General features: G+C 60.1%; 18 protein-coding genes. 9 read left to right on the forward strand and 9 right to left on the reverse strand.

The window, feature by feature from the left end:
* The first annotated feature begins 12 nt into the window (after window positions 1–12).
* Genes A0W34_RS31080 through A0W34_RS33560 form a run of 3 tightly spaced genes read left to right on the forward strand, consistent with a single transcriptional unit; the run spans window position 13 to window position 5,029 of the window.
* On the forward strand, window positions 13–660 hold the full coding sequence (locus A0W34_RS31080) for a HemK2/MTQ2 family protein methyltransferase (RefSeq protein ID WP_081559295.1): 648 nt from the start codon (window positions 13–15) through the stop codon (window positions 658–660).
* Window positions 657–2,399, forward strand: a complete 1,743-nt coding sequence (locus tag A0W34_RS31085) for a condensation domain-containing protein (protein ID WP_156888982.1) — start codon at window positions 657–659, stop codon at window positions 2,397–2,399. Before A0W34_RS31080 ends, A0W34_RS31085 begins: the two co-directional genes overlap by 4 nt.
* Window positions 2,396–5,029, forward strand: a complete 2,634-nt coding sequence (locus A0W34_RS33560) for a condensation domain-containing protein (RefSeq protein WP_232330134.1) — start codon at window positions 2,396–2,398, stop codon at window positions 5,027–5,029. Before A0W34_RS31085 ends, A0W34_RS33560 begins: the two co-directional genes overlap by 4 nt.
* A 3-nt stretch (window positions 5,030–5,032) precedes the next feature.
* Here A0W34_RS33560 and A0W34_RS31095 read toward each other — a convergent pair whose 3' ends face one another.
* The 5 genes from A0W34_RS31095 to A0W34_RS31115 form a co-directional block, all read right to left on the reverse strand.
* Window positions 5,033–5,473, reverse strand: a complete 441-nt coding sequence (locus A0W34_RS31095; protein WP_223304627.1) for a DUF1003 domain-containing protein — start codon at window positions 5,471–5,473, stop codon at window positions 5,033–5,035.
* A 68-nt stretch (window positions 5,474–5,541) separates the two neighbouring features.
* On the reverse strand, window positions 5,542–6,279 hold the full coding sequence (locus tag A0W34_RS31100; RefSeq protein WP_081559299.1) for an SDR family oxidoreductase: 738 nt from the start codon (window positions 6,277–6,279) through the stop codon (window positions 5,542–5,544).
* A gap of 10 nt (window positions 6,280–6,289) precedes the next feature.
* Window positions 6,290–6,541, reverse strand: coding sequence for a hypothetical protein (locus tag A0W34_RS31105; RefSeq protein WP_064444989.1), 252 nt, complete (start codon window positions 6,539–6,541; stop codon window positions 6,290–6,292).
* Entirely contained in the window at window positions 6,538–7,470 is a 933-nt protein-coding gene (locus A0W34_RS31110; RefSeq protein ID WP_081559300.1) for a universal stress protein, read from the reverse strand. Before A0W34_RS31110 ends, A0W34_RS31105 begins: the two co-directional genes overlap by 4 nt.
* Window positions 7,467–7,985, reverse strand: coding sequence for a flavodoxin domain-containing protein (locus A0W34_RS31115; protein ID WP_156888983.1), 519 nt, complete (start codon window positions 7,983–7,985; stop codon window positions 7,467–7,469). The genes A0W34_RS31110 and A0W34_RS31115 overlap by 4 nt, the downstream gene beginning before the upstream one ends.
* Before the next feature lie 238 nt (window positions 7,986–8,223).
* Here A0W34_RS31115 and A0W34_RS31120 point away from each other — a divergent pair, with 238 nt between their 5' ends.
* Window positions 8,224–8,601 carry a hypothetical protein gene (locus A0W34_RS31120; RefSeq protein ID WP_076948963.1) on the forward strand — a complete coding sequence of 126 codons (378 nt, stop codon included), beginning with the start codon at window positions 8,224–8,226 and terminating at the stop codon, window positions 8,599–8,601.
* 12 nt (window positions 8,602–8,613) lie between these two features.
* Here A0W34_RS31120 and A0W34_RS31125 read toward each other — a convergent pair whose 3' ends face one another.
* Genes A0W34_RS31125 through A0W34_RS31135 form a run of 3 tightly spaced genes read right to left on the reverse strand, consistent with a single transcriptional unit; the run spans window position 8,614 to window position 13,786 of the window.
* Window positions 8,614–11,868 carry an HAD-IA family hydrolase gene (locus A0W34_RS31125; protein ID WP_081559302.1) on the reverse strand — a complete coding sequence of 1,085 codons (3,255 nt, stop codon included), beginning with the start codon at window positions 11,866–11,868 and terminating at the stop codon, window positions 8,614–8,616.
* Window positions 11,865–12,863, reverse strand: coding sequence for a zinc-binding alcohol dehydrogenase family protein (locus A0W34_RS31130; RefSeq protein WP_064688481.1), 999 nt, complete (start codon window positions 12,861–12,863; stop codon window positions 11,865–11,867). Before A0W34_RS31130 ends, A0W34_RS31125 begins: the two co-directional genes overlap by 4 nt.
* Before the next feature lie 35 nt (window positions 12,864–12,898).
* Window positions 12,899–13,786: a universal stress protein gene (locus A0W34_RS31135; protein WP_076948961.1), complete on the reverse strand. Its 888-nt coding sequence runs from the start codon at window positions 13,784–13,786 to the stop codon at window positions 12,899–12,901.
* A 236-nt stretch (window positions 13,787–14,022) separates the two neighbouring features.
* On the opposite strand from A0W34_RS31135, the gene A0W34_RS31140 reads away from it, so the two are divergent.
* The 5 genes from A0W34_RS31140 (at window position 14,023) to A0W34_RS31160 (ending at window position 19,123) form a co-directional block, all read left to right on the forward strand.
* On the forward strand, window positions 14,023–14,994 hold the full coding sequence (locus A0W34_RS31140) for an Acg family FMN-binding oxidoreductase (RefSeq protein WP_076948960.1): 972 nt from the start codon (window positions 14,023–14,025) through the stop codon (window positions 14,992–14,994).
* Window positions 14,995–15,074: 80 nt separating this feature from the next.
* Window positions 15,075–15,722 carry a response regulator transcription factor gene (locus A0W34_RS31145; RefSeq protein ID WP_064445020.1) on the forward strand — a complete coding sequence of 216 codons (648 nt, stop codon included), beginning with the start codon at window positions 15,075–15,077 and terminating at the stop codon, window positions 15,720–15,722.
* Window positions 15,719–17,410, forward strand: coding sequence for a GAF domain-containing sensor histidine kinase (locus tag A0W34_RS31150; RefSeq protein WP_081559304.1), 1,692 nt, complete (start codon window positions 15,719–15,721; stop codon window positions 17,408–17,410). Before A0W34_RS31145 ends, A0W34_RS31150 begins: the two co-directional genes overlap by 4 nt.
* Window positions 17,411–17,412: 2 nt before the next feature.
* A complete protein-coding gene (locus A0W34_RS31155; protein WP_064444995.1) occupies window positions 17,413–18,006 on the forward strand; it encodes a flavodoxin domain-containing protein in 594 nt (197 codons plus the stop codon).
* A gap of 85 nt (window positions 18,007–18,091) precedes the next feature.
* Complete coding sequence (locus tag A0W34_RS31160; RefSeq protein WP_064444996.1) at window positions 18,092–19,123, forward strand: Acg family FMN-binding oxidoreductase; 1,032 nt, start codon at window positions 18,092–18,094, stop codon at window positions 19,121–19,123.
* Between the two features lie 5 nt (window positions 19,124–19,128).
* Here the strand turns inward: A0W34_RS31160 and A0W34_RS31165 are convergent, their stop codons facing one another.
* Window positions 19,129–20,595 carry a bifunctional aminoglycoside phosphotransferase/ATP-binding protein gene (locus A0W34_RS31165; RefSeq protein ID WP_081559306.1) on the reverse strand — a complete coding sequence of 489 codons (1,467 nt, stop codon included), beginning with the start codon at window positions 20,593–20,595 and terminating at the stop codon, window positions 19,129–19,131.
* Window positions 20,596–20,739: the final 144 nt, after the last annotated feature.

Raw genomic sequence — 20,739 nt, forward strand, 5'->3', positions numbered from 1 at the left:
CAGGAGCGCAGTGTGATGATTCGATTTCCCGGTGTCTATGCGCCTCAGAGCGATACCCGCCTCATCTCCGACGCAGTACGCGCCGAGAAGTTGGATGCGTCTTCTCAGGTTCTCGATCTGTGCTCCGGTAGTGGTGCGCTGAGTGTGTGTGCGGCCAAAGCTGGGGCGGGAACGGTTTTCGCCGTGGATATCTCACGACGTGCCGCGGTGTGCACCTGGATGAACGGGCGACTCCGCGGTCACAGAATCCACGCCCGTCACGGAGATCTCCTGGCCCCGTTTCACGGTCGTCGATTCGACCTCGTCGTCTCGAACCCGCCCTATGTTCCTTCTGTGGGCGATCGTGCGCCGCGCACCGGCCGTGCTCGTAGTTGGGACGGAGGCAACGACGGACGCTTGTTGATCGATCGCATATGTGCGAAGGCACCGGGTGTTCTGCGGAAGGAGGGCACGATATTGCTGATCCAGTCCGCACTCAGCGGCATCGATCGGACCGTCGAACTGTTCGCCGACAACGAACTCGAGGCATCGGTGGTCTCGAGGACCTCGATTCCTTTCGGCCCGGTCTTGCTGTCGCGCAGGCGATACCTGGAGTCGATCGGCGTCATCGACCCTGACCAGGTCACTGAGGAGATCGTCGTGATCCGAGCGAGACGATGACGCCGTTGACAGCTGCACAACGCTCGTTGTGGTTCGCTCAGTCCCTTGAACCGGCGTCGCCGTTTGTCATAGCTCAGTTCGTTGATCTGAACGGTGAGCTGGACGCATCTCGGCTGGAATCATCGACAGTCGCCGCGCACCGTGAGTTCGGCGTTGCGGGCCTTCGTCTACGTGTGACGGATGGAGTGCCCGAATTGGACGAAGACCCTGATCTGACACTGGTCGGCGGAAGGCTGGATTTCCGTCGATACGACGATCCCGTCCGTGCAGCGATGACGTGGATGAATCGAGAGTGGAGCACGGCGACTCTCGCTCCGGATACTGCCCTCACCGTCGCCAATCTGTTGCAGGTCGGCCCTCATCGCTGGTTCTGGTACTACCGTGCGCATCACATCGCACTCGACGGTTACTCCGCTGCACTTCTGATGCGCCGCACCGCCGAGATCTATCTGTCCGCTGGTCCGGTGAGGCAGGATCAGGTCGACTCGGTTGTGTCGGATCGCGTGGCGGCGGTTGCCCGCCAGGAAAGCCGATACCGAGAATCACCGCGCTGTGTCCGCGATCGAGAATTCTGGCACGAGAAACTCCGGTCAGTTCCCTCCTCTCCGGTCTTGGGAGCGAGCGCGACGGGCACTTCTCGGGGAAGTACGCTGCGAGCGAGTGGCACAGTGCCACTGTCCGATCTCTCGGCAGCAACGGTGATAGCGGCGTTCGCGTCATACGTGGCACTGATGTGTGGTGTCGACGACCTGTGTTTGTCTCTGCCGGTGTCCGGGCGAGTGACTGCTGCGTCGAGATCGTTGCCGGGCGCGATGTCGAACGTGGTTCCTCTGGTACTTCGCGGCGTGGGTGCATCGACACCCTCCTCGGCGGTATGCGTTGTCGAGAGCGCACTGAGCGAGGCACTTCGGCACCAACGTTACCGCCGGGAGGACATGTCCGCTCTGACTGACGGTCGACGGCAGTCAAGAGTGCAATCTTTCGGTCCGGTCGTCAACGTCATGTTGTTCGACAGGGCCCTGAGCTTGGGCGCGGTACGAGGTCACGTCGAGATACTCACGACCGGACCGATCGACGATATCGCGCTGAACGTCTACCCCGGTTACACAGGGAACATTCGCGTCGATCTCGAGGCCAACGGTGCGCTGTACAGCTCTGCCGAACTTTCTGCCCATCATGATCGATTCGTTCGGTTTCTCGAGGTATTCGTCGACACGCCGCCGAATCATCCTGCTCCGCCCCTGTGGACGGATGCCGAGCTGGGAGCCACGAGTCCGGCGCGTGGCGAGCCTTCGATCGAGCCCAGAAGTCTTGATTCTCTTCTGCGTTCCGCAGTGCACCGGGCTGTCGATTCGGTTGCCATCACCGACGGTGACAGATCGTGGACCTACGGGCACCTCGATCGGATGGCGGGACTCTGGAGTCGGCATTTGAAGTCCGTCGATGTGGGCCCCGATGATGTTGTCGTCGTGGCGATCCCGCGATCCATCGAATCGGTCCTGGCAATGTGGGCTGTGGCGCGTGTAGGAGCCACATACGTACCGATCGATCCGGCCCACCCCGCCGAACGGGTCGTGGACATGCTCGGTGTATGCAAACCAAAGATCGGGCTCACGACTTCGGGATGCGGCATTCGTTGCCGTACGACCTCGAGTGGCTGTTCTTGGACCGTGACCCCGATGCTTTCGCGCCGTCCTTCGACCCCGAGCCCGCACATGCCGATCATCGGGCTTACATGATCTTCACCTCCGGCTCCACGGGCCGGCCCAAAGCGGTGTCGGTCACTCACCGTGGCCTGGCCAATTTGGCCGCCGACATTCGCGAGAAATACGAGCTCGATTCACGCTCTGTCGTAATGCATTGTGCTTCAACCAGTTTTGACACCTCTGTCGTAGAGATGCTCGCTCCCGCTCTGTTCGGCGCCTCGTCGGTGATCTGCCCACCCGAGACCGTTGGTGGATTCGAGCTGGAAGACCTCATCTGCCGTCATGCCGTGACACATCTACTCGTAACACCTTCGGCGCTCGCAACATTGGCTCCGGAACGGGTGCCCGGCTTGAAATTCCTGATAGTCGGTGGCGAGAAATTACCGCACGAACTGATGCGCCGGTGGGCGCCGTTCGTGCGTGTTCGAAGCGCGTACGGCCCTACCGAGGCGACATGCAGTGTCACCATCACCGACGCCTTGAACGTCGACGATCGTGTGACACTCGGGCGGCTCATGCACGGAGTCGAGGCGGTGGTTCTCGACGCATCGCTCGAGCCGTTGTCCACAGGGGCCGCGGGGGAGCTCTACCTGTCGGGGCCTGGTTTGGCCAGAGGGTACGAGGGTGGAGCGGGGGAGACGGCTGCGCGTTTCGTTGCGTCCACACTTTCAGCGGGGCATCGTATGTTCCGAAGCGGCGATCGGGTCCGATGGACAGACGACGCCCAACTCGAATTCCTCGGTCGCACAGACGATCAGGTGAAGGTGCGTGGGCGCCGAATCGAACTCGGTGAGATCGATTCCGTCCTGTACGGCCACCCGTCGGTCGAGTTCGCCACGACGTTGGTCCGCGATCTGGCCAATGGTTCGCCGGCGCTGGTGAGTTACGTGAAACTGCACTCGGGAATCTTGGACTCGGATGCGAGTATCGAACGCCTTCTGACACAGAAGTTGCCGGAATACATGGTCCCGGTCGTCGTGATTCGCATCGACGCGGTTCCGCTCACCACGAACAAGAAAGTCGATCGGGGCGCGCTCCCCGCTCCCACCTTCGAGCGGAGAGAATCGGTACGGGTCGCAACACCGATCGAGTCCCGCATCATCCGTACCTACGAGGAAGTGCTCAGGGCCACCGAGATCGGCCACAGCGATTCGTTCTTCGATCTCGGGGGAGACTCATTGTCTGCAACTCGAGTGATCGGCCGCCTCAACGCTGATTTCGGCATCAACCTCGGTTTTCGTGATCTGTTCGACTCGCCGAGCGCCGCCGCGCTCGCGAGTTCCTTCGGCCAACACGTCGGGTGGGTGCCACCATTGGAACAGGCCGTCGACGCCTCGACGCCGCTGCTCTCACCTGCACAGGAATACATCGGTCGAGAACTCACCTCGCCTGCTCTGTACAACCTGCCCTTCACAATTCGCGTGCGTGGCAGACTCGACCACGACGCGTTGGCTTCGGCCGTGCAGGACGTAATGGTCAGGCACGAAACACTTCGAACCGTGTATCCGGATGTCGCGGGTTCGCCCCGCCCGCTAGTGGTGAATCCGGACCGGATTCCGCGCGGACTTCAAGTGGTCGAAGGGAATTCGAGCGATGCAGAATCGATCGTTCACCAGACGCTCTCTCGGGGTTTCGATGTGCGTTCCGAGATCCCCATTCGCTTGATCGTGTGTGCATACGGTCGGGACGATCATCTGTTGGCGGCGGTTGTCCATCACATTGCGGCAGATGGATGGTCTCTCGCCATCCTCGCGCGCGACTTGTCCGTCGCGTACGAGGCTCGCGCGCGGAACACGCACCCGACGTGGCCGGAGACCGCGGTGCGGTACTCGGACTACGCCATGTGGCGCGCGGAAATTCTGGGAGCGCAGGAGGCGCCTACCGACCTCGCTGTCGGTCAACTCGAACATTGGGCGGCGGTTCTCGACGGGGCACCGAGCGAGATTTCTCTGCCACTCGACCACACTCGACCCTCGATGTGGACATTCGGGGCCGGGCGAGTCGAATTCTTGGTCGATCCGGAGACTCATCGCGGGTTGACGACCTCTGCAAAGCGAGCCGAGACCGGGATGTTCACTGTCGTTCACGCCGTCCTGACGGCGACACTGAGTGCTCTGTCCGGTGACCACGACATCATCATCGGTAGCCCGGTCGCAGGCCGCGGCCATCCGAAACTCGACGACCTCGTGGGCATGTTCGTGAACACACTCGTCCTACGCACACGCGTCGACGTTTCGGCGGACTTCGACTCTCTTGTCGCCGAGTGCCGCCGAGTAGAACTGTTGGCGCACGATCACAGCGATGTGCAGTTCGAGCGACTGGTCGACTATCTCGATCCTCCTCGTCATGCGTCGCTGCATCCGTTCTTCCAGGTGGCAATGTCGTTCGAGAACTTCCCTGCCGCAGTGCTCGAATCCGACGGGCTTACCTTCGAGGTCACGCCGCGGCCACTCGACATCGCCAAGTGTGACCTTCATTTTCACTTTGCCGAAGTGTTCGACGAAACCGGTGAACTCGCCGGGATCGAGGCGGCACTCGTCTACTCCGCCGATCTCTTCGACGCAGCGACCGCCACCCTCTTCGCCAAGACTCTGTCCGCAACCGCAGATGCTCTCGTGAGGAGTCCGGATGCGCCGCTGCTCGCGCTGGACACGAGATCGTGACGGTCAGCGTGCGGTGTGTTCCGGAGTGCAGACATGTTTGTGGATTTCCCGCGAGAGTTCCGCGACGGTCTCGGTCAGTGCCGTGTTCGCCTCGATCAACTGTCGGAGTTGATTGGTGTTGTCGAGAGTGTGAACCGCGACTTCACTGCTGATGGCATCCGCCCGTTTCGCCGAGATCAACAGAATTGCTCCCTGCATGCCGGCAAGCATCGACAAAAATAGATTCAGCAGAATGAACGGGTAGGGATCGAAACCGGTATTGCCGTTGAACCCTGCCCAGATTCCCATGATCGCGACGAACACGAAGACGAACGGCCACGACCCCATACCGTTGCGGACCACATCGGCCGCACGTTCTCCGCGGGTCAGCTCCGAACCCGTACGGACTGCGGGATGCAGATGCCACCGATTCTTGTTTCCGAGTCTCATGGTTCTGCGTCTCATGGTTCACCATTGTGCGCTTGCCGCTGGTCGTGTTCAGTTCAGGTCGACCATCCTCGGCATTCTTTCGGTCACGAGCGCGGTCTCCCCGCAGCGTATCCACCGTCGACGACAAATTCTGTGCCGGTGGTGTACGTCGCTTCGCTGACGATGAAGCGCACTGTCGATGCTATCTCGTTCGGACTTCCGAGACGCGGGATAGGCTGATCGGCGACGAAGGGCAAACCGCCGAAATCATTTGTCGCTGAGCCTTGTATCGGTCCGGGGTGAACGGAACATACTCGCACGTCGTTGCCGCACAGGTCGAGGGCCGTCGCCTTGGTAAGCCCTCGAAGGCCCCATTCGCTGGCAACGTAAGCACCCATTCCCTGGTATCCGGTCAGACCCGCTGTGGAGGAGATGTTCACGATTGCACCTCCGCCCGCGGTTGTCAGGGACTTTGCAGCACAGTGTATTCCGAGCCATGCCCCGTACAGGTTGGTATTGAGGACATGTTTGAACTGCGTGGGGCGTTGTAGTTGCACGCTTCCCGACTCGATGATTCCGGCATTGTTGACGAGGACGGACAGATGTCCGAAAGTTGACTCGGCTGCGTCGATGGCGGATTCCCAACTCTCCGGTTGTGTCACGTCGAGACGCTGGAACGCCACGCGGTCACCGAGTTTCGATGCTGTGGCGTTTCCTTCTCCTTCGAGGAGGTCGCCGATGAGGACTCCGAAGCCTTCTTCGGACAGGGCTTTGGCGATGGCCGCACCGACCGGGCTCGCTCCTCCGGAAATGAGAGCGCTTCTTCCGTTGTGGTCGGTCATGCGTAGCCCTTCAGTTGAAGTTGTCGGCCTTGCTGTCGAGATAGCTGATGATGCGTTGCCGCGCGAGTCGTTCGCTGAGTTCAGGTCGGGCTTGCGGCGTTGTCCAGGACAGATCGTCGAGGCACCCTGTCACGACGATGTTGATGCATTCCGCCGAGATGAGTCCCTTGAACTCCGCGGCGAGTCGATTGACTGTGGTGGAGTATTGGTTGCGGTCCGAGGGCGAGTTCGGTGGTGATTGGGGTTCGAGGTGCGTTGTCACGTGTTCTGGTCCTTCTGGCGGGTGGGGGACGGCATGATCAGCAACGGGCAGGACGCTGTGTGCATGAGACGGCGACTCGTCGAGCCGAGTAGCATCGACGAGAATCCGCCCCGTCCTCGCCGTCCGACGAGTACGAGTTGTGCCGATTTCGATTCGATTTCCAATTGTCTTGCAGGATTGTCACGTACGACGACACATCGAACGGCGACGTCGGGGTACTCCTGCCTCCACCCCGCAAGCCTTTCCGCCAAGACCGCATGCTCGGCGGTTGAGATCGTGTCCCAGTCCAGCGATACACCGTCAGGATCGGAGCGAAACACGGTTGTAAGGTCGGAGTCGCTCCAGGCATGGACTGCAGTGAGCTCCACTCCGTGGAGTGAAGCGGTCTCGAACGCTTCGGCAATCGCGGGTTCGCTGTTCTCTGTCCCGTCGATACCCACCACTATCGGGCCGCTCATCTGCGGCTGTTTCGAATTCGGGACGTTTCGGATGACTGCGACAGGCACGTTCGAATGGAGTACCACTGCCGCGCTGACGGAGCCGAGTATCGCGTCGGCGAATTGGTTGAGCCCGTGTGATCCGACGACAAGCATTGCAGCCGTGCGGGATTCGTCAAGGAGTGTTTCTACACCGTTTCCGAATCTCAGCTTGTCGACGATCTGTAATTCTCTGTCTCCCAGCGTCGCTGCGGACAGCAGCGCCTCGGAACGAGCGGTGGAGAGTCGTTCGCGACCAACAGTTCGTTGGTCTGGGAACCGTGGTGCATCGAGTTTGACAGCACCGCCGAAAGTGGATGCTTCGTCAGGCATCACGGACAGTAAGTGGAGCGGTCGAGTGCGAAGTACGGCTTCTCGGGCCGCCCATCGAACTGCGGACAGCGCCGGCGCCGACCCGTCGACACCCACCACGATTGGTGCTCCGCGGTTCATGACGTTTCCTCTGATTCGAAATCCCGTGTGGTGCGAACGGCCTCGCGGATCGACTCAGCCCAGGAGCGAACCGAAGCCCAATCCCGGAAGTCGCCTTCGGGCGCGTGAACGACTCGTACGGCCACTCGTTCACCGAACCCCAATCCTTCGCGGTCGAGTTTGCCTGCGAACGATTTGTGTTCGACGGCACCGGTTTTCTCCATCAAGGTGGCGATGTCGGATGGAACACCGGTCGTGGATTCGCCGGAACCGATCGGTCCCGAGGAGAACAGCCAAACCTGGCGAAGCCGCAATGCATCCGAGAAGCGTTTGGTGAATTCCTCTGCGTCCTTCATCCAGTGACCCATATAGATCGCGCTCCCGAGGACTATCGTGTCGTACTCGGTGAGTTCGAGAACGTCGTCAGGATTGCGGCGGTCGGCGTCCATTCCGCCCTCTCGCAAGGATTTTGCGAGATAATCCGCGATTTCGCTTGTCGAACCGTGGCGGCTTGCGGCCGTGACCAGTGTCTTCATCCAATGCTCCGCTCGGGAATCAACAGGGCGATTGCTCACGTGCACTCGCCGTGCTCGGGTGATCGTGATTCGAATTGTGCCGGAGTCAGGACGTCCTGGTCAGGGCCGCGAGGTGCACGAAAAAGGGTCTTTCGGCCTTCTGGTCCGTGTGCAGTCGACACCTGTGGTGGTGGTTGTTGTGGGCTAGCGTCGACGGCAGGTAGCGACTCGACCGGTACGGCTGCTCAGGAGGCGCACAATGAACTCGCAAAGGTTTGCGCGGTTGGTGAGCGCAACAGGGGAGACAGTGGCGGTGATCGGCGAGAATGTCGATGCCAGGTCGTTCCCGGTAGGGGTGTGGTTGTTGACAGACGGTCGGCATGTGGTGGTCGTTGGTGAAGGCGGACCGCTTTCGGCGGAGGCGGTAGACGGGAAGGCTCTGATTGCGGCGGTGCATGCGCGATGGCCTGGCGCTGTCGTGTTGGAGAGGTTGTCTGCATCGGGGAACGCAGCTGATCCCCGTGCCTACTCGGCCAGATACGTCGAGGTTCGAGAGGACGGTTCGCACGGCGAGCCCGCCTATGCGGATCTGACCGACGCAGGATTCGCCCTCGATCCGCCAATTGACGTCGAGTGACGGGATCGCTGCTCAGACTTCGTCGGTGTCCGAAGCTGCCCGCGATGTAGACGCCACGTTCACCGAGGAACTTGCAGCAAGGGTGTAACTTGTGGCGTGTATCGAAAGTTCTATCGGTGGGACATCTTTCGTCTCCGATGTCACGGTCACATCCGAATGGGTGCACTGTATTCGAAGGCGGTGGCCACGGTAATAGATCGTGAAGGCGAGTTCATCCAGCTCGAGGGGTAATTGCGGATGCAGCCACAGAGTATTGTCCCGGAAATCGAGTCCGGTGTAGCAGCGTTCGAGAATGTCAATCGCTCCCGCCATCGCGCCCAGATGTATGCCTTCTCTTGTACTTCCGCGCTGTGCGTCGGACAGATCCGCGGCCAGAGCATCGCGGAGCATCGCCCACGAGTGTGATCGATTGCCCCGTACAAGGACCCAGGTGTGGGAAATCCGGCTCAGTGTCGAACCGTGTGTGGTGCGCTCCAAGTAGTAATCGATCATTTCAGGTATCACGGAGGGATCGAACTCGTATCCAAGCCGTGTGATCAACTCGGTCAGTTCCTCCGCTGTGAAGACGTAAAGCAGCATGAGGATGTCTGCTTGTTTCGAGGCCTTGTAGTGGATGGGCGAATCTCCCTCGGCCTCGAGAATGAGATCCAGGCGGCCGATGTCCCCGTATCGTGACCGGTAGTCGGCCCAATCCAGTTCGGTCAACGCGCCGAAGCCCTCGAATTGGCTGATCAGGCCGTTGTCGAGGAAGGTCAAGCGCAGCCGCCTGCTCATTCGGTCCCACGATGTGAGTTCTTCTTCACTCACATCGATGCGGCCGGGAAAGTAGCGGTTATCGTTCCGGAGTACCCGAACGGCGTCGACTGCGCGCATGAGCGACCACTCCGTCATGACGTTCACATAAGCGTTGTTGTCGATCCCGGCGCCGGGGCGGTCGGGGTAGCCGTCATGGAATTCATCGGGACCCATGACTCCGCGGATGTCGTATCTGTCGCTGCTCGCGTCGTATTCGGACTTTGCCATCCAGAAACGCGCATTCTCGATGAGGAGATCGACCCCGTGATGGGCAAGAAATTCCAGGTCGGTAGTCATCTGCCAGTAGTGCCAGACATTGTGGGCGATCGCGAGGTTGACATGCTGCTGACGACGAGAGTGATCGGGCATCCAGTGGTCGGATCTCGGGTTGAAGAGAAATGTCGGTGTTTCCTCTCGTCCGTCGCTGCCACTTTGCCAGGGAAAGAGCGCTCCGGCTAGATTCAGTCCACGCGCGTTTCGGCGCGCCTGGGACAGTCGTCTGCACCGATAGAGCAACAATGACGATGTCAGCTCGGGAAGCCGACGCGTCAGGATAGGCACAACGAACAACTCGTCCCAGAAGACGTGGCCGCGGTATGCCTCGCCGTGGAGTCCGCGAGCGGGAACTCCGACGTCCAGATCTGTCGTGTGGGTCGACAGTGTCTGAAGCACGTGGAGGAGTGAGACGTTGGTCGCGAGAGCCGTGGAGTCCCTGGCCGCGAGAGTGATGGCAAATCGGTGCCAGACTCGATCCCAAGCGGAGCAGTGGCGTCGAAACAGTATCTCGTGAGTCTCTGCTTCTCGAACTCGCTGCCACGCTGCGGACTTCGGATCGAGTGTCGATCGATCGCGCGAGGTGAAGAGCGCTGATGTCTTCTCTACGTTGGCCGGTTGATCTCGGCTGATTCGGCAGCGGACGACCTGCATGATTCCGGAGTGATCTGTGCTCACGCGACGGTTGCGCTGCGTTACGGCTTCTTCGCTGTCGACTAGGCGCAGGCGCTCGGCCTGGGTGACTTGGATGTGGGAGCGAGTGGTCTGGACCGTTGCGGAAATGCATTGGTCGTCGATGGTGTCCAACGAGACGATATCGAGATGGTTCCCGGCCAGAGTCGAATAATCCGGAACATTGTTGTTCACAACATTTGTGGTGATGCCGGACGTGACGTCGATTGTTCCCTCCCAGTTCTCGGCCGCGACAGTCATGGTGATCGCGGCGAGGTGCGGGTCGTCCATCGACACGATTCTGCGTTGTCGAATTCGAGTGACGCGACCGCGCGTATCGCTGAACACGCTTTCTCTGGAACAGATTCCGTGCGCGAGATCCAGGCTTTCATGGTGGTGAGTGACAAGCGTTGATTTCTCGTCGAGCCGTTCTCCGTCGGGACCGGTCACGACGATTGTCGTCCAGTCCGGCAGATTGACCATGCTTTCGTCCTCGCGTGAGTGTCCGTCCACGTCCGAGGTGAGTCGGTTATAGCACCCCGCGACGTATGTGCCGGGATAGTGGATGCCATCGTCGTGGCACTCCGACAACGCGCCCCTAGTGGCAAAGAAGCCATTTCCCACGGTCGACATGGTCTCGCGAAGGCCAGTGGCGCTCGGGTCGACCCCACGATATTCGAGTGTCGAGTCGGTCTCGTTTCCTACACCACAGAGACGGCATCCAGGATCGTGGTTGTCGCCTTCGCGTGCTGTAGGTCTGACGAAGCGGAAGTCGATCTCGCCGATGTCCGTGACTGCGAGTTCGGCGCCGTTCTCGGTCAGAGCATGAAGATGTTCACTCGAACCAAGTCCGATTGGTAGACCGAATCCACCGGATCGGGCTGCGCGGATTCCGGCGATCGAGTCTTCGACGACGACGCATTCGGCGGGCGGAATCGCAAGCCTCCGTGCGGCTTCCCGATACGTGTCAGGGCTTGGCTTGCCGTCCAACCCGAGTAGTGCAATGTCGCCGCCGTCGAGTCGGATGTCAAAACAGCTCGAGAGACAGGCAGCTTCCAGCACTCGTGGCGCGTTCTTACTTGCCGAAACCAGGGCTGTACGTACGCCGGCGGCGCGTAGTTGCCGGATCCACCTTACCGTCGGGGCAATGACCCGGACTCCTTCTCGCTCCAGTTCCGCGAGGAAGAAACGATTTTTACGTTCGAGCAGGTTCTCGACCGTCGCGGAGCCGACGAGATCATCTGGAGTCCCCAGGGGGAGTTCAATGTTTCGAGAGTTGAGGTATGACCGTAGACCTGCATTTCTCTCCTTCCCATCGATGAATTCTCGGTAGCTCTCGTCATCGAGTTCCACGTTCCCGACGCTGCCACTCTCGCTCAATTCGTGAAACAAGCAACCCCACGCCGCTCGATGCGTTTGTCGGGTATCGGTAACCACTCCGTCCATGTCGAACAAGACCGCTCGAAATACTTGTCCACCAATGACTACCGAGGCGTGTTCGGAGTTCTCGGGGCGCCAGATACTCATGGCATCAGTACTGCTGCACCTGTGACTCGATCGGCCGCCAGGTCTTCCAGCGCGCGATTCGCACGAGCGAGCGGATAGGGCGTGGTGTGGACATCGAGGTGGTGATTGCCGGCGAATTCGAGGAACTCCACAGCATCTCGCCTGGTATTCGAACTTACCGAGCGAACCTCGCGCTCGTAGAACAGATGTTTCTGGTAGTTCAGCACAGGTATGTCGGAGAGGTGTATTCCGGCGATGGAGAGGACACCTCCGCGGTCCAGTGCCTCGAGAGCGGTGGGAACGAGTTCGCCGATCGGCGCGAAAAGCATTGCCGAATCGAGTGGTTCGGGTGGACGGTCGTATGCGCCCTGTACCGAAGTGACTCCGAGACAGTGGGCAAGCTCGCGCGCGGGCTCGCTGCGCGTCATCACATGTACTTCCGCGCCGCGAGCGATGGCCACCTGGGCCGCAAGGTGTGCACTCGCGCCGAAACCGTAGATTCCCAGCCGCCCTCCCTCGCGTAGGTCTGCGCGCTCGAGCGCGCGGAATCCTATGATTCCCGCGCACAGGAGTGGTGCAAGCTCGTTGTCGTGGTATCCCGACGGAAGTTTGAGTGCGAATCTTTCTGACACAGACGTATATTCGGCGTACCCACCGTCGACATCCCAGCCGGTGTAGGTGGAGTTCGGGCACAGGTTCTCGTCTCCCCGTCGGCAGTAGCGGCATTCACCGCATGTCGAGTGGAGCCACGCAACCCCGACACGATCTCCCGGCAGGAACGCTTCGACAGATGTTCCGACTTCTTCGACGAGCCCGACCACCTCGTGACCGGGGACGATGTTGCGGCGGTGTACGGGCAGGTCGCCTTCGGCGACGTGAAGGTCGGTTCGGCACACTCCGCAGGCGAGAACCCGAACGAGTAGTTCATCGGCACCTATTGTCGGGCGTGGTACAAGTCTTCTGACGAGTGGGTGCGTCTCGACAGGGCCGGGTCTGTCGACGTGCCACGACATCATCCATTGTGCAGCGGGAACTCGGGGAGTCATCTCGTTCATCGGTGACTGTTGACGATCAACACCGGGCAGTGCGCGTCGTGAAGCACCTCTCGACAGGTGCTACCGAGGAGCATCCCACTGAATCCGCCACGACCGCGTCGACCCAGGACAACCAGTTGCGCTCGTTCGGTGTGATTCACGAGATTCCGCCCAGGCCTGTCCTTCACGACGACGGTGTTGACGCCGACATCTGGGTAGCGATCGGCGTAGCCAGCGAGACTTTCGGCGAGTAGCGCGCGCTCGGTGTCCTGACGAGCGTGCCAATCGACCTCCCTGAACTTCGAGAAAACTACGTCGAGGGCGACGTCGGACCATGCGTGGACCGCAACTAACTCCACGCCGCGAATGGAGGCTTCCTCGAAGGCGGTTGCGATGGCGGGTTCGCTGTGTACGCTGCCGTCGACCCCGACTACAACAGGACGAGTGGCGACATCCCCGTCGCCAGCGAGTCCCCGAATGACGGCGACCGGGCACAGGGAGTGCACTGCCAGCGACGAACTCACCGAACCGACTAGACCGCCGGTGTATTCGCCGTGTCCGTGGCTTCCGACGACGATGACCCGGGCAGTTTTGGAGATATGGCGAAGGACTGGAATCGGAGGATCCGACGCCAGTTCGACATCGATCTCGACTGCACTGTCGCCGATCGCTTGCTTGGCCAGTTCGGTCGCCTCGGCAAGTCGTTTCTTGGCGGCTGCTTCTTGTTCGTCGAAGTAGAACGCCGGCATACCGATCGGAACGCCGTAGGTGGTCGGGGTGAACATTGTCGTCAGGAGGAGTAGAGGTGCGCCTGTGAGTGCGGCTTCATGCGCGCCCCACCACACCGCGTCCCGTGATTGCGAAGACCCGTCAAATCCGACAACGACAGGTGGGTTGATTTTCACGACTGTTCTCCTTGCTCATCGCGATGGATGCCAACTGGACGTGACCGAATTTTTCGCGAAAGCCATCGGCGACGGCAGAGGAGAAAGTCATTTTCGGTGTCACCAGTCGGTTGGATCTACATTCACACAATCGGTTCGTCGGTGACCATTGGCACTACTGCGAAACGTGTGATCCTGCAACGCTCTCTACTGAGGGCCGTGCGAATGGCGTTGGGCCGCCCGAGATCGGAGGAGACGTGGACCTCACCAGACCGGATTCGAGCGTGATCCAACTTGCTGTCGATCTCGCGTGTCGTGCGCCGTCTCTGCACAACAGCCAACCCTGGCGATGGATCTACACGGACGGCAAGCTGCAACTGTTCGGTGATCACAGCAGGCTGCTGCGCGCTGCCGATCCCACGGGGCGGCAACTGCATATCAGTTGCGGTGCTGCTCTCGACCATCTGAGAGTAGGTCTCTTGGGGCTGCGCTGGAACGCAGAGATTCACTACGAACAACGTGCGGTGTCCCCGAGTCTTCTTGCCACAATCACCTTTCGGCATGACGGGCATCCCCGTTCCCACGACTTCGACATGTTGACGGCTATCCGACGTCGGCGGACCGACCGGCGATCCTTCGGGATATTCGAGGAGATCGACGACGTGATCGACAGTGTGGCTCACGATGCCGCGGGCTGGGAGGTGGGAGTTGTGGTGCTGAACGAGGCTCAACGGACCGGCCTGACCGCCGCGACAGAAGCGACAGCTGCAGCCAGACGATACGACTCGGAGTATCAAGCCGAGCTTCATTGGTGGGCTGGGCATTCTTTGAAATCGGGCGGTATTCCCGCAACCGCACTTGTTTCCGGCGCCGGTGGCGTTCCGCTGGGACGGAAATTTCCCTTCCGTCCCGATTCGCCTGTAGAAGTCGGTGGCCCGATCGACGAATCCTCTGTCGTGGCCCTCGGTACCCCGGCTGACGCACGTATCGACTGGTTGCGAGCCGGGCAAGCGCTCTCTCGCGTCTTACTCGAGTCGACGGTGCGAGGCGCGGCGACTTGCCCGCTCTCGCACATGACCGAAGTGACAGTGAGTCGTTCGGTCATCGGGAAACTGGTTCCTGAGATCGGCGTGCCGCAGATGTTGGTCCGAATCGGGCGAGCGCCGGAAGCCACCCGGCCGGCGGAGACACCACGACGATCCGTCGCGGATGTCCTCACCCTGAGTTGAGCGGGGTGATTCGTTCGTCCGCCGCTGGGTAGTCGTTCTATGTGGGCGAATGCGCCGATGGTGGCAGAACGGATGGTTCGATGACGGACGTGTTCCTGGTGGATGATCACGAGGTTGTTCGGCGCGGCCTCGTCGAGTTGCTGGAGGACGACCCAGGGTTGCGAGTCGTTGGAGAGGCGTCGGACTACGCCCATGCCATTGCGCGGATCCCGGCCCTGAAGCCCGACGTGGCTGTGCTCGACGTTCGGCTTCCTGACGGAAACGGCATCGAACTGTGCCGTGAACTTCTGTCGAAGTTGCCTGGTTTGCGGTGTTTGATCCTCACCTCCTTCGAGGACGACCAGGCGATGCTCGACGCGATCCTGGCCGGTGCGAGTGGTTACGTGGTCAAGGACATCAAAGGCCTGGATCTCGCCCGAGCGGTTCGAGATGTCGGTGCGGGGAAATCGTTACTCGACAACAGGGCTGCTGCCGCATTGATGGCCAAGCTGCGAACCGATGCAGCGGATAAGAACGGTCCATTCGAGGAACTGAGCCAACAAGAGCGCGTTTTGCTGGGATTGCTCGGAGAAGGATTGACGAATCGACAGATCGCGGCGCGGATGTTCTTGGCGGAGAAGACAGTGAAGAACTACGTGTCGCGATTGTTGAGCAAGCTGGGCGTCGAGAGACGAACTCAGGCGGCGATACTGGCAACAAAGATGCACGAACATCTGCCGCCGCCATGACGAACAGCGAGTCGGGCTCCCGCCTGGAGAGCGGGACGACGTCGGTCAACTTGGGCGTCCCGATGGAACAACTCATCCACGTCGACGGGTTTCTCGAAGCCTTGCTGGCAGTGTCCTCCGGTCTGGATCTGGATTCGACGCTACGGACGATCGTCAAATCTGCCATCGCGTTGGTCGACGCGAAGTTCGGGGCGCTCGGTGTAGTCGGCGAGGGCGATGAGTTGAACCAGTTCGTCTTCGAAGGAATCGACGAGGAGACGACGAAGCTGATCGGTGACTTTCCGCGCGGGCGCGGTGTGCTCGGCGTTCTGATCTCCGATCCGAGGCCGTTGCGGTTGGGCGATCTGGCGGAGCACGACGCCTCGGTCGGCTTCCCGAAACACCATCCGCCGATGAGAACCTTTCTCGGGGTGCCGATTCAGACGCGCGGCAAGGTTTTCGGAAATCTCTACCTCGCTGAGAAATCGAACGGAGAGGAGTTCTCTGCGCGCGACGAAATGACAGTTCTCGGGTTTGCTGCAGCCGCTGGAATCGCGATCGACAATTCGCAGCTCTACGCGTTGGCTCGGATGAAGCAGGAGTGGATGCAGGCGACCAGCGAGGTAACCACCGAGTTGTTGGCCGGGGTGAATCCGCTGGAGGTCCTTCAATTGATCACAGACAGATCCTCGTCTCTCACACACTCCGACTGTGCGTTTCTCGCCGTGCCCCCCGACCCGGAAGTAACAGGACGAGAGCCAGCCGAGCTGGTAATCACAGTTGCCAGTGGACCCGAATCCGACATCCTGGTGGGGCACAGCATTCCGTTGGACTGCTCGACGTCCGGTGCCGCTTACAGGTCGAAGATGCCGATTTCAACCGAGTCGTTGGCCTTCGATCCTGGATTCGGTGACGAGAACGAGTACGGACCCGCGATCGTACTGCCGCTGAGAGACGGCCAGTACATTCAGGGCGTTCTGGTCGTGTTGAAAGTAAAGGGATCTGAGCAATACACCGCCGATCAAGTTTCGTTGATGTCGGCGTTCGCAGACCAGGGCGGGGTTGCACTGCGGCTGGCTGACAATCAGCGTCGGATGCGCGAAATGGATATTCTCTCGGATCGGGATCGGATTGCTCGTGACCTTCACGATCACGTGATTCAGCGGCTCTTCGCCGTAGGGTTGTCCGTACAGGGGACCCTTCAGCGTGCGCGCGCGCCGGAAGTCCAGAGGCGTCTCGACGCGACCATCGGTGACCTGCAAGAAATAATTCAGGACATTCGCCGTGTCATTTTCGACCTGCATTCAGGTGACGACGGAGCGCTGTCTCTCCGAAAACGATTGAACCAGGTAGTAGCAGAAGCGAGCGCTGACACCGAATTGCGGATAACTGTCCAAGTCCGAGGGCCGCTATCAGTTGTAGATGCCTCGTTGGGAGAGCAAGCTGAGGCGGTAGTACGAGAAGCTCTCAGCAACGTGGTCCAGCATGCCCACGCGTCCACCGTCGGGATCACCATCGACGTGCACGATGCATTGACCATCGTGATCGAGGATGACGGAATAGGTTTCGAACCGACCACACACCGGCGTGGATTGAAGAACCTGTGCGACAGGGCGCTCGCACGGGACGGGACGTTCGAGGTACGGCCGCTCCCTGGAAGCGGTACGAAGCTGGTCTGGTCGGTGCCACTACCAGACTGGAACGGGTGACGATGATCAAAGTGCTGATCGAGTACGCGAGTGCCAACGGGTCGACTCGAGGAATCGCCCGGAAGATAGCCGACCGATGTAGCGTCCCGGGATTCGACGTGTCACTGTCGGCAGTGGAAGAGGACCCAGGGCACGAATGGTTCGACGCTGTGATCGTGGGAAGCGCCATTCACGGAATGGATTGGCTGCCCGCAGCAAGGGAAGCGGTCTTTCGTCGGAGTTCGGCAGCGAAGACTCAACCGGTGTGGGCTTTTTCAGTCGCGACGTGGGGAGCGACGTCAACTCTTCTGGCTCCTCGTCTGACTCGTCGAATCAGAACGACAGCGTCTGAACCCAAGACCGTGACGAAACTCCGCGAGTCTGCCGACTTGCGCGACCATCGTAGATTCGCCGGCATGCTGACACGGGGAGACTGGCCACTGTTGGGTCGCGTTGTCTTCAAGATCATGGGCGGTAGATATTCGGATGCGCGCGACTGGTCCGACATCGACGAGTGGGCGGACGGCATCGTGGAGCAACTCCGTAGCGGTACGTTCGAGTATTCCGCGAGAACGGAGGATGCTTCACGGCAGTTCGACGATGACAAAGGACCGTAGCGAACACCACGTGCCGGGGGACACGATCAACAGAGACGTTCGCCGCTCGTCCGACAGCGGACCACTTCGACGAGAGTGATCGACCATGGTGCACTACGCGAGCGCGGATGCCGAGACAATCACCAATGCTGTCCGTTGGGCCTGCACCGCACCGTCCGTTCACAATGTCCAGCCGTGGTCGTGGAGATTGCAGCGCGGCACACTTGAACTACGTGTCGATCGGCTGCGCTCGATCCCGGTGGAGGATCCCGCGGGGAGGCAGTTGATCATCAGTTGCGGTGCTGCATTACATCATTTGCGAGTGACCTTGGAACACAATCTCATCGAGCCGATCGTGGCAAATTTTCCCGACCGAGGGCAACCCGATCTGCTCGCGGTGATCACGTTCAGAGGGCGCCCACGCGCGATGAGTTCCGAGGCAGCACTCTTCGCATCTCTGGAGCGCCGAAGGTCCGACCGCCGGCCATTCGATGCACCTCCCCTCGGCTCCCTGGTCAACCTTGCCCAGCACGCCTCGGTGTTCGGCGTCTCGGCGATCAGCTTGTCAAAGCGATTCGCGGGAATGCTTGATCGCGCGGCAACTCTTTCAGCAGAGCAGCACCATAGCGATCCGGCGTACTGGAACGAACTGGAGAGCTGGATCCGCCCGACTCCGACAGCAGACGGATTGCCGCGAGGTGTGCTACCGGATGCGCTGTCGGTTCACGAATCTGCGTCCGCGCGAGGGTTTCCATCCGGGCATTTGAGAATCGGATACGGAGTCGGAGACGATGCAGCTTTGATGTTGCTCAGTTCGGTTGCAGATCTGCCGATGGACTGGCTGAACGTGGGTCAGGCGATGTCCTCGCTGCTGCTGCACGCCACTGCATCGCACCTTGCCACCTGTCCTCTGACGCATCTGACAGAAGTGGATTCGAGCCGGGAAATTGTTCGAGATGTTGCCTCGAGATCGGGCGAGACGCTTCAGTATCCCCAGGTCATGATTCGTGTGGGGGTGCAGAGAAATCCGTCCGCCACTGCACACGATGCAGGGACGTCCGAAGTCGGAGTCGGGGAACATCGCCCAGAGGAGACCGGCCGTCGTCCACTAGACGAAGTATTGACCGTTTCGAAATGATACTACTAACCCACGTTGATTGAATTTTTCCAGGCATCCAGCGCCGACGCGGCGCTGGCGTCGATGGATGTGTCGGTATCGATCGATATCGCTTCCGGCCATGGGTCGTGTTCTTGCGCGATAGCGACTGCCGTTGCCGCGGTGGCGTCGGACAGCGTGTCGGTTCGCATGGCTATTCGTTGTACTGCGACGGGCAGCGGAGCGCTGGTCGACAAACTGATCAGTGTTGATGATGTTGCTGTGCATAATGATTCGGCCTCCCTGCGGTGTCGAGATCGTGCCCACGTTGCGTCGAGTACGACCGATTCACCCATCGAGAGACGATGGTGGGCCCGCCGGAGCATCTCGCTGTACACAGTGTGAACCGAATCGGGTGAATACAGCCCGGACCGATAGGTGTCGGCGGAGCCGCCGAGTGCACCGGAGCTGACGAGTTCGCGCCGTACTCGGTCGCTGGATATGACGGTAGCGCCGGTGTGTTCACCAAGTGCAGCAGAAAGTGTCGACTTACCGGTCCCAGGGAAGCCGCCCACCAGGCACAGTCTGACCTGTGCGCTGCGCAGGTGGTTCTCACCAAGAATCAGGTGGCGTTCGAGCCCTGCCAAACTGTCCGAATTTCCTTGCTGCAGACGCAAAGCGTCGACCTTGGCGCGTACGATCGCACGGTAGGCGATGTAGTGATCGATCAGCGAGATCGGCGGCTGATCACTCGATTTCGTCACCATGGATGCGAGAAACATTCGCGCGAGATACTCATGGCCGAGGAATTCCAAGTCCATGGCGAGGAAACAGCTGTCGTCGAGAATGTCGACACACCTGAGTTGATCGTCGAAGTCCAGGCAGTCCAGAATTTTGGGTCCGTCGGGAAGCACGAAAATGTCATCCGCGAGTAGGTCTCCGTGGCCGTCCACGATGCGATCCGTGGAAATTCTCGAATCAAACAGGCGCGCACGCCCACGCAGATATCTCTTGTACATCGACTCGACATGATCGAGTCGGCCAGGTGGAACGAGCCCCGAACACAGTTGGCGCAGTTCGGCAAGATTTGCATTCCAACGGAGTTCGACACAGGAGGATCTTCCCTGCTCCGATATACGCTCGCTCCTTTCTGCGCGTGCGTGAAACTCCGACAAAGTTGTCGCGATCTGCTCCAATGGGTACGCGATATCCCCATTCGTCGCCGCCAATGCGGATAGTCGTCGATCATCGGGCATTCGTTCCATCACCAGAATCGGCTCACGTGAGTGGTCCAACGGATCGACTACGTGCGTCACTCCGCGATAGACCTCCGCGCAAATCCTCCTGTTCAACGCGAGTTCACGTCGCAGAGCGTCTTCCCGTTGTGACGGCTCACTGAAATCGAGGAACGGCGTGGAGACGGCCTTCTTGACCTTGTACGCGCGGCTTCCGGCAAGTACGACCACTCCGGTACTTGTCTCTTTGACGTCGAGATACGGAGCATGCCGGCTCATGTGATCTGCTCCTCGAAACTGAAACTATTGCGCGCTGGGAGATGCGTCGATTTCTACGGTCCTCCAAGTCTGACGAAGTGGTGGGTCGATCGTCTCGGGGCATTCCGATGTTGTAGTCGGGCATTACGGCACTAGTGATCATGT

Source organism: Rhodococcus sp. BH4 (assembly GCF_002079265.1).
Taxonomy (GTDB): Bacteria; Actinomycetota; Actinomycetes; order Mycobacteriales; family Mycobacteriaceae; genus Rhodococcus_F; species Rhodococcus_F qingshengii.

Excerpts from the sequence above, each read along its gene's own strand:
- A0W34_RS31085 (WP_156888982.1), top strand. The coding sequence starts at position 657 with ATGACGCCGTTGACAGCTGCACAACGCTCGTTGTGGTTCGCTCAGTCC.
- A0W34_RS33560 (WP_232330134.1), top strand. The coding sequence starts at position 2,396 with ATGATCTTCACCTCCGGCTCCACGGGCCGGCCCAAAGCGGTGTCGGTC.
- A0W34_RS31095 (WP_223304627.1), bottom strand. The coding sequence starts at position 5,473 with ATGAGACGCAGAACCATGAGACTCGGAAACAAGAATCGGTGGCATCTG.
- A0W34_RS31100 (WP_081559299.1), bottom strand. The coding sequence starts at position 6,279 with ATGACCGACCACAACGGAAGAAGCGCTCTCATTTCCGGAGGAGCGAGC.
- A0W34_RS31110 (WP_081559300.1), bottom strand. The coding sequence starts at position 7,470 with ATGAACCGCGGAGCACCAATCGTGGTGGGTGTCGACGGGTCGGCGCCG.
- A0W34_RS31115 (WP_156888983.1), bottom strand. The coding sequence starts at position 7,985 with ATGAAGACACTGGTCACGGCCGCAAGCCGCCACGGTTCGACAAGCGAA.
- A0W34_RS31120 (WP_076948963.1), top strand. The coding sequence starts at position 8,224 with ATGAACTCGCAAAGGTTTGCGCGGTTGGTGAGCGCAACAGGGGAGACA.
- A0W34_RS31125 (WP_081559302.1), bottom strand. The coding sequence starts at position 11,868 with ATGAGTATCTGGCGCCCCGAGAACTCCGAACACGCCTCGGTAGTCATT.
- A0W34_RS31130 (WP_064688481.1), bottom strand. The coding sequence starts at position 12,863 with ATGATGTCGTGGCACGTCGACAGACCCGGCCCTGTCGAGACGCACCCA.
- A0W34_RS31145 (WP_064445020.1), top strand. The coding sequence starts at position 15,075 with ATGACGGACGTGTTCCTGGTGGATGATCACGAGGTTGTTCGGCGCGGC.
- A0W34_RS31150 (WP_081559304.1), top strand. The coding sequence starts at position 15,719 with ATGACGAACAGCGAGTCGGGCTCCCGCCTGGAGAGCGGGACGACGTCG.
- A0W34_RS31155 (WP_064444995.1), top strand. The coding sequence starts at position 17,413 with ATGATCAAAGTGCTGATCGAGTACGCGAGTGCCAACGGGTCGACTCGA.
- A0W34_RS31160 (WP_064444996.1), top strand. The coding sequence starts at position 18,092 with ATGGTGCACTACGCGAGCGCGGATGCCGAGACAATCACCAATGCTGTC.
- A0W34_RS31165 (WP_081559306.1), bottom strand. The coding sequence starts at position 20,595 with ATGAGCCGGCATGCTCCGTATCTCGACGTCAAAGAGACAAGTACCGGA.